We start from the raw sequence: 10,270 nt of genomic DNA on the forward strand, positions 1-10,270 counted from the left end.
GGCTCTCTTGTCATGAATGTGGATGGGTTGCCGTGTGATACGGGAGGGTGAGGGTGACGGGTCCGCAGGCGAGCAGGATCAACGCGAGAGCATTCTCGGCGGTGTGGAATCCGTAGGCCCGGCGGATAATCAGCCTCACCTTGTTATTCAGTCCCTCATGGCGTCCGTTCGCGAGGCCTCGTTCGACCGCGGCGGTGATGCCGTCGAGGTGCTTTCGGATGGTGCGTCCGAGTTTGACGAACTGCGGGATCCGGCAGCGCTGCGCCCAGGCACACCATCGGGCGAGCATCTCGAGCACCACCTCGTCGTCGAGATCGCCGGCGAAGACCGCGCGCAACGCCTCCTTGAGTTCGTAGGCCCGGACCAGTGCGCCGCCCTGCCGTTTGAGCGCTTTCAGTGTCGAAGCCTGCTTGGCGGACAGGCTTTCGGGATTCTTCAAAAGCGCCCACCGCGCACCTCGATAGGTCTTGGCGATCTGCTTGTCCGAGAGACTGCGGGCGTGCTGCCACACCTGGCGACGCACGTCGTCGAGGGCGTCGGTGGCGAGTTTGACGACATGGAACGGGTCGAAACAGATCGTCGCCTGCGGGGCATGCTCACGCACCGCCTTGACGTAGGCCGGTCCGAGGTCCATCGACACCGCCTCGATCCGCTCCGCGGCCCCCGCGGGCAGGGTGTCGGTGAAGAAGGTGCCGAGCGCGGCGGCGTGCTTGCCCTCGGTGCCCCAAACGATCTTGCCGGTCTCGTGGTCGGACACCAGCGTCAGATACTTGTGGTGGCGGCGCCACGAAATCTCGTCCACCCCGATCTCGACCAGATTCGTGAATCGGTCGGGGTCGAGTTTGTCGGCGACGACCCGGCCGCAGATCGCGCCGACGGTGCGCCAGGTGACCCGGCAGAACACCGACACGGTGGACTTGTCGGTCTTGGTGGCCAGCCACACCGCCAGGTCCTCGAAGTCGCGAGTGAACCCGGATCCGGGTCGGGCGAAGTCCACCGCCTCGACCAGCACCCCGTGCTCGGGGCATCGCAGTCGCCGGCGGCGCATCGTGAGCACACAGACGCGTCCACCCAGGTCGAGGTGCCGCCACGATGAGTCCACCTCGCGGGTGTCGTAGCGATGAAGGGTTGAATAGTCGCAGTGCGGGCACCGCATCCGGCGGCGGTGGGGGCGCACCGCCACCCGCACCCGATCGTCGGCGATCTCGACGTCGCGGACGGTGGCCTGCGGTAGGCACAGCAGCCTGTTGAGTAGGGTTGAAGCGCGCACGGGTCATCTCCGATGGTGACGGATGTGTAGGAGCTTTCGACCCTACGGGCGGCCCGTGCGCCCACCCCCACACCACCTGCCCTTATCACATGCAGGGCCATCCACATTCATGGCAGAAGAGCCATATTTGCTGACGTCGATGACCCTGATACCCAGTTTCTCGACACACCGTTCTGCTTTGGGAACGAGGTCACATACATCCGTTGGGGTCTATCGACCGACGACTACGATCTCGATGCGGACGGGGCGGGGTGGCGCCTCGATGTAGGCGACGACAGAATCACCTCCGTGGATCTCGACTATGCGGACCGTGTCGTTTTCCGCAGGTGGCGGTCCTCGCCGCCCACCTCTGCTGTGCGGGCCACGAGTAGGACAGCCGCAAGAATCTCGCCGTTCGTCGAGAGACAGTGGGAAAGCGCGCTTCTGGGGCTTCTTCATCTCTCCTATCGGCAACGACCGCAGGTCTGGTCCCGCGACCCACTTAGAGTGGACAACAAAGCCGTCACGCTGTCTGTTCTTTCCGAGGTTGTGCGGGTTCCGCCTTACATTGTCAGCACGTACGTGCCCACTATGGCTCCGGCTCTCGTGTTGAAGGCAATTGCCGCAGATCAGAGCGTGGGCGCGAACGAACGCGTGACGACCCTACAGGTGGGAACCCTGGACGGCGGCCGGCGGGAACCGTGTCCGGCGGTTCTCCAGCGCCTCATCGAGGGCGACTGGGAGGCACGCATCGGGTACGCCTTCGGGCGCACTGCAGTGATCTGTCAGCGGAAGGTGCACGCTGCGACAACCGATATCCGAACCGCGACGGCTGATCGAACACCCTGGTACACGTCACGTTTCGATCGCGACGCGCGAGCCGTCGCCGCCGTTCTGGGACTGGAGATGTTCACCGCGGACGTCCTCGTCGATCATGACGACGTCGCGTGGTGGATCGACGTCAACCCTGACGGCTTGTTCGGTGTCTACGACACCGGCACCGACACCGAGCATATGGCCGACCTACTACGCGACTGTTTCAGCTCTCACGTCGACACTGCAGCGAAAGGGTGACCGTCACGATGACTCTGCAACCTCTCGATCAGATAAGCAACCTTCGTCTCAGCAACTACACGCGGATCGTCGAGGTCGGCGACGGAACCTCGGTCCTCATCAACTTCCCCCATCATGTGTCCGACATCGTTTCCACGACCTTCGGCGCAAGCCTCCACGGCGACCTCGACGGCCTCCCGGCCGATGTCGCAGAGCATGCCGAACGAGTCGGCTACCTCACCAGGCACTCCGAAGAGGCCGAGGCGCGCTGGTTCGCAGCGCGTGTACGAGACATCGCCGACAGATACGGCGATCAGAAGAAGATCATATTCACCTTCGTGACCACCAATACGTGCAACTTGGCCTGCTCGTATTGCTTTCAATCGAGCACCGAGATGCGGACGCTGCCGTCCCGGTTCCTGACCGTCGAACAGGCGCGGGCCGGACTCGACATGGTTGACGCACACATCGCATCCGGTGCGAGGATCAACCACCTCGAACTGTTCGGCGGCGAACCCCTGCTTCCGAGTACCGTCCGCCTGGTCGAAACGATCGTCGAGGGAGCCGTCGCCAGGAACCTCACCGTACGGGCGACGACCAACGCGTTCTACCTCGACAGGTTCGAACATCTGCTGGGACCTGGGCGGATCGATAATCTACAGATCACCCTCGACGGCACGCAGGAGCATCACGACACCCGTCGCATCGGCACAGCGGGAAAGCCCACCTTCGCGGTCATACTCGACAACATCGAACGCGCCCTCCGTTGCGGTGTCCGGGTCGAAGTACGAGCAAATATCGATCAACGCAACGTCGAAAGTCTGCCGGATCTCGTTGTGCTTCTGGATGAGCGCGGCATCCTCACACACGACCTCGCCTCCTTCGATCACGTCAACGTTTGGCCGGATCCTGCAGCGCCGGATGCCACCGCCGACCCAGACCTGTACCTCACGCGTTCGCAGATCGACACCTATCTCCGGTCCCGTCTCGAGGAGTACCCGGTCCTGGAAGGCGTCATCGACCAGGAACCGCCGTTGGCCCGCTGGCTGACAGCGGTGATGGAAACTCCACACATCCGGTTCTGCGGTGCCGGGGACAGCAACGTCTTCATCTCACCCGAGTCCAAGGTCTACAGCTGCAACGAACTCGTCGGCGTCGAGTCCAGCGCGGTCGGTGTCGTCGAAGACGGTGCCATCAAACGGCTGCCGTTGTGGGACAAGTGGTCCGATCGGCGCATCGACAAACTCATCAACTGCCGCAAATGCTCAGTGTCCTTCGCCCACGGTGGAGGCTGTGGAGCGCGGCTGAGCCCGGACAAACTCGGGCTGATCGGCAACTGTGGAACATTCCAGCAGGACTTCGACGACACAGTGCGCCGCCTGGCTGCCGCGGGCAGTCCGCAGTGATATCCATAGTTCGTCTCGCCCCTGGCGTAGTCGTCGGGTCCTACGGCAACACTGTGGCACACGTCCCGACGCACGGCTCCTTTGCCCTAGATCCGAACACACATCGGTTTCTGCTCAACGCCTCGTCCGAAGGCGGCGCACGTGTCGACCTCGACGAGTGTTCACCCGACACGGTCGAGTCGATTCAGAAGTTGCACAGCGCCGGGATCGTGACGACCGATCACGACGGCGTGAACCAGACCGCGCACGCGGAATATATACCGGCTCTGACAGACCTCGTCGTGCGGCGACGAAGCGTCGCATTCGAAGCCGTAGTAGCAGCAATTGGTGGGGCTATAAGTCGAGTCGCGATCCCTCTCATCATCTACGCGGCCGTAGCACTACTGATCGCGCTCGCGGTCTTCTGGACGTTCATCGAGGCCCCGAGCGAGCTTGTGATCGGCATATTCGCCAACCATCCCTTCACGTTCATCGCGCTTGTCGTAGCAGTCGGAACTGTGCGCGTCGTCCTGCACGAAGCGGGGCACTACGGGGTCGCGCACCGCCACGGTGTGCAGCCGACCGTGGGCCTAGGGGTGTACTTCACTGGTCCCGTGGCATATGTGAATCTGTCCCCGTTGGATACACATCGACGCTCGATACGACTCAGCGCCGACGTCGGGGGTCTGGCTGTCGATGGAATTCTCCTGGCCACTGCCACAGGTCTGTGGTGCCTTACCGGCAGCCCATTGTTCAGCGTTGTGTCCGTGTTGCTCAGCGCGCTGGCACTCACATCGTTCAGCCCCCTCGAGAAGTCGGACGCCTACTGGTTCGTTCGCGACCTTTTCGACGCCCGCGCAGTGAGCGCGAGCTGGGATCGACCCCTTACCCTCCTGCGCGAGGTACGAAACCCAACGGTCCAGGGAAACTTCGCGCGAATCCTGCTCTTTGTCTATGGATTGAGCCTGGTCGTCGGCATAGCCGCAGTAGTCAGGTGGGCGCCTGGTGTGATCGACGCCGTCGAGAACCGAAATACCTCCTTACTATTTCCTGTGGGCGCCTCGTTGATGTTCGTGACGCTCACAGGCATCTGCATCCTGGTCGTTAGGAAGCGCCACCGACTGCAGGCATAGTCTGACCGTTGCGGAGCAGTACAAACGTGAGTGCACGACGTCAATCGGCTCGCGGCCAACGCAGGCGAACAGGGGATCGGGACGGATGCACGAGGACCATGCATGTTGAGGGCCGCTTGATACACGGAGTCCCTTGAATCGGCGGCGGGATGGTGTAATTGGTAATCCGCAGGGGGTGCCGTGAGGCATAAGCCTGCACGGAGCCTCGCGTCCCAAGTCGGGGAGAACCCCCCGGCGCCGATTTTTCCCCCTACGGTCTTCGACACCGTGCCAGAGGATCGCGAGTGGTACTCCCGCCGCACGCTGAGGAGGTGATGTGCCCAGCGTTGGCACCGACCGTTCGCCGGTACCTGGTGTGGTGGGCCGTCGGGAGGCGGTCACAACCGCAATTATGCTCTTGCCTGTGATATCGATGGATGGCAGTGTGACGTACGACGAAACTTAAGCACCACATGCCTCGTTGATCGCGAACACATACGTGGGGATATGCTTGTTGCTCAGTATATCCCGACAGTTGCGGCAAGTTCGCGCTGGTCAGCGCGCCAGCGTTATTATACGAGCGGGAGGCGCAGGTGTACGCATTTCGAAGGTGCTCCAAGGGGGCGAGGGTCTCCGATCCGCGGTAATACATGGAACTGTGAAGCGGCAGCGCGTCGGTTAATTGTGCAGGAAGACGACAACCTTATCGCCGAAGGGCGCGCTGGTCACGAGGTCAGCTCGTCTGTCACCGTTGAGATCCGTCAGCGCTATTTCAGAAAGGTTGGAGTCGCTCTTCGGTGAATCGATGGGAGCGGCGAATGACCCATCGCCGCGGCCCGGCAGGAGTGTCACCGCGGTCTTATTGTAGTCAGCAACGATGATGTCGATGTGCCCGTCGCCGACCACATCGGCGACAGCTACACCCTCGGGTGTCGGGCCACCCGAGTCGTAATCGACTTTGGGTGCGAAGGTTCCGTCTCCTCCGCCCACGAGCACGCTTATCGGCCCGTTTGCGGCCGTCGTGGAGGCAATCAGGTCAAGATTTCGGTCGCCGTTGACGTCCGCGGCCACCACTCTTGCCGCTCCGCTCACTGGGTAGTCGACCTTCTGCGCGAAGGTTCCGTCTCCACGGCCCAGCAGGACGCTCAAGGTACCGGAGATGATATCGGGATGTTGATCGTTGTTGACGTCGGCGATAGTCAGTGCCATCGGTGCGTCTCCGACTGGATAGTCGGCCTTGGGTGTAAAGCCCGAGTCAGGGCGTTGCAGAAATACGCCGGCCACACCGCTATTGTAGTCAGTGACAACGACATCGGTTTTGCCGTCGCCGTTGATATCGGAGACGGCAATCGACCGTGGAACAGAACCGGCGGGATAAGCGACAGGCCTGTCGAAAGTTCCGTCGCCTTTGCCCGGGAGAATACTGAAAGTGCCATCGTTGCTGTTGGCGGTCGCGATATCGGGGTGGCCGTCACCATTGACATCTGCAGCAACGACACCGTATGGGCTGGCGCCCGTGGCGAAATCCCGGCGGGGAGAGAATGTCCCATTGCCCCTACCGAGTAGGACGCTCAGCGCACTTCCGTTTCCGTCGGGAACGACAATGTCTGGTCGACCATCGTGGTTCACATCTGCCACGCAAACTGTTTCCGAGTGATGTCCGATCGGGTATGACGTCGGACTGCCATATGCGCCGCTTGATGGTGGTGCAGTGGTGGTTGTGGTTGTGGTCGTGGTCGTGGTCGTCGGAGAGTTTCGGGTGGAGAGAATTTTGTCACCCAGCGCCTGGACAGCTCCCCAACTGGAGAATGAGTATGCGCCGGTGTGTGTACCCACTCCAATCAGCCCGGACACAAAATCCAAGCCTCTGTAATCGCATACGACGTCGCGATTTGCGCAGACGCTGTACACTTTCTTACCAAGCTGGGGCGAAAACTTCGACGTCCCGCTTAAGCTTGGCGGATTGAAATTCAGTCCCACACCCTTGCTTGATGGTGACGCGTTTCCGAATGTCAGTGTCGTGTCATTGGGCACTCGGTCACCGTCGCCGATCAGGATTGCGCCTGCGATTCGGTCGAGGAGATACTGCGAACCGCTAGTCTCCAGCACCTTCAAGACCCTGTGCATGACCATCGCGCCCTGCGAATAGCCAGCTAGCACGATTCGTGGCCCACCGCACCGCGGATCGGCGCTGAATTGATCATCGAGCCGACGGAGCTGGCGAAGGGTTTCGTCGACACCATCCTGGATTCCGTTGAAATATGGGAGTGTAGGGTTCCACAGGGTCGATACCGCCAGAGCCGGATACTTGATCGCGATCGGATCGGCGAATGAAACTCCAGGCCAGTACAGCTGACGCTTAAGGGCATCGAACGTACTCCTGACGGGACGGCCCAATCCTTCCGATTCGCCCGATCCGCGCGCCCCGATGAAGTAGATCTCATTGGGGCAGGTGCCGTTGATCGCCGGCCAAGCCTCCGCGGCGGGCTGAGATTGAATGATGGAGACTAAACCGACAGACAAGACGGCGGCGCTCAACAGTATCGACAATCGCCGTAGCAGTGCCATTGTCCTCCCTCCGACCCTTGCGGAACGCGTACACGTAGATGCCGTCCACTGACGTCGCATGACGACCGATCGTCGCACGATCACGACTTGATACCGTGAACAGACACGTCGGCATGATGCGAATTCATTCAAATGGCCGACACCTGATCTGGTCGCTGTCCGGGCTCGCAGCGGCCAGTGACGCAGCCGGAGGCACGCCGCGGAGGGAGGAGTGTTGGGGGGAGATGTCTGCGCTGATCGAGTCGCGGGGGTGAGCACATGTACCGGCGCTGAACGCATCGAGGTCCCCGCGTGGATCGCGATGGGTGAAGGCGCTCCTCGGCGCGCGACCTCGCTGATGGGTGCCGCAGAGGCCCTCGCGGGCCCCCGCGCGGGCCGGCTGCAACCCGAGCATTACCTACCTGAACCTGCTTGTCCGCCACGACCGGTGCGAGGAGAGCCCGCGGCGCGATCGGTGACCGCGCCTTCGCGGCGGAGTCGGGCAGGGTCTCGGAATGCGGTTCGAGAAGGGACGCCCCCGGGTACGCCCTCGGCGAGAGGGGTCCGACTGCCACGGCGGGCGGGCCAGGTTCGACGACTGTTGTCCGCCGCTGAACGTGCCGACGAAGGTGTCACTGTCGATGCCGATGATGCCGATATGAGAAAGGCCCTTCCGCGGTTTCGGGGAGGGCCTTCGTCGGACTGGTGACGGCATCGTCGGCGTGGTGACGTCGCACCATCAGTGACTCAGTCGTGGACGCCGACGGGGACCATGACAGCCGACTGCTTCGGCGGCGTTTCCGATCGTGGGTGGTGTTCGTGCAGGTCGGGTCGCGTACCGGGCCAGTCGGTGCTTATGCTCGATCTCGGGAGTTTCGCCGAGCGAAGAGGTCCATCAACATGGCCCGATACAGCGGCAACCGGCCGGTCGATGGTCCGGAGTTGACGGTCGGTGTCCGGGTGCTGGTCCGCAGGAGCGCCGGGGGCGATCTCACAGGTGAGGTGGTCGAGGATTATTCGGCAGTGACCGACCCGGGCGGCGGTGGACACGAGTGGGCGCCGGTGCATCGGTGGGCGGTCGCGCTCGACGATGGGCGGATGGTCTTTGCCGACACCGAAGACCTGACGATCGATCCGGGCTTCCACCGCTCCGCCCCGAACTCAAAATCAAACCCGGGCCCGGATTCGGCCGTGCGGACACCCGGCTGGCATCGGGGAGAATGATCGGCGGCAGCCACCTCGTGGCAGGTTCTGGGCGGCGCCAAGCATCGTTCACGCGAATTTCGCCAGCGGTCAGTCGATTACATGAATGACGCGGATGGGGTCGTGAAGGGGTGCTTCGGTCTCACCGCACGATCTGTCGGGGTATGCCTGAGCCGTGGTATAGCCGCACCGCATGTGTTGTGCGCTGTGGTGTTGTTCGGAACTGACGTTTCAGGCTTACCGTGTCCGGCATGAGTGGTGATGAGGCTCGCATGGCCCGGGACTTCGCGGGGTGGTTGTCGTCTCAGGGCTGGGTGGTCGGTACCGAGGTGGATTTCGTCGACATTCTTGCCGAGAAGGACGGTCACCGGCTGTACGTCGAGGCAAGGGGTGCGATGACCGCGCCGGGATTGGACGTCGATACCGCTATCGGGCAGCTCGTTCGGCGGATGCCGAGCGAGGCGGATCAGTCGGTGTCGTTTGCGTTGGTGGTTCGGGACGAGCCGCGTTCGGTGGAGGCTGCGGTGCGAGCACCTCAGAGGGTTCTCGATCTGTTGGGGATGGCGCTGTATGCGGTCGATGAGGACGGCGGCGTGCGGCAGCTCGTCGGCCGCGTATGAGACTTGCCGCCGGCACGGGCGGGGACGGGCCAGGGGGTGGCCGGTAGCAGCGCCACTCATACTTGGTCGGTCGCGGGGTGGCCGGTAGCAGCGCCACTCATACTTGGTTGGTCGCGGGTTAGTACTGCAACGGCACTTGCTTGACAGGTAGACGATACTGATTGTGTGGTCCTCGATCTGGTTGCTGCCGAGTTGGAAGCGTTGCATGAGCGGATCTCCGGTCGGTTCGCCCGGTCGGAGCCGCGGTCCCGAGTCCGTGAATATGTGACGGGTTTGGTTGCAGGTCTGGAACGCAAGAACGGGTGGACCCTCGCCGAGCGCGCCGGCGAGATCAGCCCGGACGGGATGCAACGGTTGCTGCGGCGCGCGGACTGGGACGTCGACGGCGTCCGCGACGACGTCCGTGACTACGTGGTCGAACGCCTCGGCGATCCGGCCGGTGTACTGATCGTCGACGACACCGGATTCCTCAAGAAAGGCACCCGCTCGGCCGGGGTGCAACGCCAGTACTCGGGCACCGCCGGACGGGTGGAAAACTGCCAGATCGGCGTCTTCCTCGCCTACGCCAGCGGCGCCGGCCACGCCTTGATCGACCGGGAGCTGTACTTGCCCGAATCCTGGACCTCCGACCGCGACCGGTGCCGCGCCGCCGGCATCACTGACGACATCGAGTTCGCGACCAAACCGAGACTGGCACAACACATGATCGAACGCGCCCTCGACGCACAGGTCCCGTTCTCCTGGGTCACCGCGGACGAGGCCTACGGGCAGGTGAAGTACCTGCGGGTCTGGCTCGAGGAACGCGATATTTCCTACGTCCTGGCCACGCGCTGCAACGACGACGTGTTCACCCCGCACGGTCGCGCCGGTCGCGCCGACGAGATGATCGCCGCGGTCCCGGCGAAGCAGTGGCGCCGGATCTCCGTCGGCGACGGCGCGCACGGCCGGCGCGAATACTCCTGGGTGCGGATCCCGATCCGGATCGCCTGGGCACCCGGGCGCGGGCACTGGCTGCTCGCCCGCCGATCCCTCTCCGATCCGACCGAGATCGCGTACTACATCTGCGCCGGACCCCGCCGCACCACGCTCACCGAACTCGCC

Annotated in this window: 8 protein-coding genes; 6 read left to right on the top strand and 2 right to left on the bottom strand. The window is 63.0% G+C overall.

What is annotated here, in order from left to right; all coding sequences use genetic code 11:
- Window positions 1-10: 10 nt before the first annotated feature.
- Window positions 11-1,270 (bottom strand): ISL3 family transposase, encoded by a 1,260-nt coding sequence (locus tag ACNJ7E_RS02620; RefSeq protein WP_418339027.1) that lies wholly within the window; start codon window positions 1,268-1,270, stop codon window positions 11-13.
- A 288-nt stretch (window positions 1,271-1,558) separates the two neighbouring features.
- On the opposite strand from ACNJ7E_RS02620, the gene ACNJ7E_RS02625 reads away from it, so the two are divergent.
- From ACNJ7E_RS02625 to ACNJ7E_RS02635, 3 genes are read left to right on the top strand one after another with little or no spacing between them, the layout of a single operon-like run.
- A complete protein-coding gene (locus ACNJ7E_RS02625) occupies window positions 1,559-2,323 on the top strand; it encodes a hypothetical protein (protein ID WP_418339028.1) in 765 nt (254 codons plus the stop codon).
- Between the two features lie 8 nt (window positions 2,324-2,331).
- Window positions 2,332-3,708: a radical SAM protein gene (locus tag ACNJ7E_RS02630; RefSeq protein ID WP_418339030.1), complete on the top strand. Its 1,377-nt coding sequence runs from the start codon at window positions 2,332-2,334 to the stop codon at window positions 3,706-3,708.
- Between the two features lie 53 nt (window positions 3,709-3,761).
- The gene (locus ACNJ7E_RS02635; RefSeq protein ID WP_418339031.1) at window positions 3,762-4,820 is read left to right on the top strand and encodes a hypothetical protein; all 1,059 of its coding nucleotides are present in this window, start codon (window positions 3,762-3,764) and stop codon (window positions 4,818-4,820) included.
- Window positions 4,821-5,477: 657 nt separating this feature from the next.
- Here the strand turns inward: ACNJ7E_RS02635 and ACNJ7E_RS02640 are convergent.
- Window positions 5,478-7,367 carry an FG-GAP-like repeat-containing protein gene (locus ACNJ7E_RS02640; protein ID WP_418339032.1) on the bottom strand — a complete coding sequence of 630 codons (1,890 nt, stop codon included), beginning with the start codon at window positions 7,365-7,367 and terminating at the stop codon, window positions 5,478-5,480.
- Between the two features lie 879 nt (window positions 7,368-8,246).
- On the opposite strand from ACNJ7E_RS02640, the gene ACNJ7E_RS02645 reads away from it, so the two are divergent.
- The 3 genes from ACNJ7E_RS02645 to ACNJ7E_RS02655 all read left to right on the top strand — a co-directional run.
- Window positions 8,247-8,570 (top strand): hypothetical protein, encoded by a 324-nt coding sequence (locus ACNJ7E_RS02645; RefSeq protein WP_418339033.1) that lies wholly within the window; start codon window positions 8,247-8,249, stop codon window positions 8,568-8,570.
- A gap of 251 nt (window positions 8,571-8,821) precedes the next feature.
- Window positions 8,822-9,169, top strand: a complete 348-nt coding sequence (locus ACNJ7E_RS02650) for a hypothetical protein (RefSeq protein WP_418339034.1) — start codon at window positions 8,822-8,824, stop codon at window positions 9,167-9,169.
- A 165-nt stretch (window positions 9,170-9,334) separates the two neighbouring features.
- The coding region (locus ACNJ7E_RS02655; protein ID WP_418338726.1) for an IS701 family transposase at window positions 9,335-10,270 on the top strand (936 nt) is incomplete at its 3' end.

Origin of the sequence: Rhodococcus mengyinensis (assembly GCF_048381435.1) — a bacterium.
GTDB classification, from domain to species: domain Bacteria; phylum Actinomycetota; class Actinomycetes; order Mycobacteriales; family Mycobacteriaceae; genus Rhodococcus_F; species Rhodococcus_F opacus_D.

Bases quoted from the DNA above. Each gene is read 5' to 3' on its own strand.
- ACNJ7E_RS02630 (WP_418339030.1), top strand. From the start codon at position 2,332: ATGACTCTGCAACCTCTCGATCAGATAAGCAACCTTCGTCTCAGCAAC.
- ACNJ7E_RS02640 (WP_418339032.1), bottom strand. From the start codon at position 7,367: ATGGCACTGCTACGGCGATTGTCGATACTGTTGAGCGCCGCCGTCTTG.
- ACNJ7E_RS02645 (WP_418339033.1), top strand. From the start codon at position 8,247: ATGGCCCGATACAGCGGCAACCGGCCGGTCGATGGTCCGGAGTTGACG.
- ACNJ7E_RS02650 (WP_418339034.1), top strand. From the start codon at position 8,822: ATGGCCCGGGACTTCGCGGGGTGGTTGTCGTCTCAGGGCTGGGTGGTC.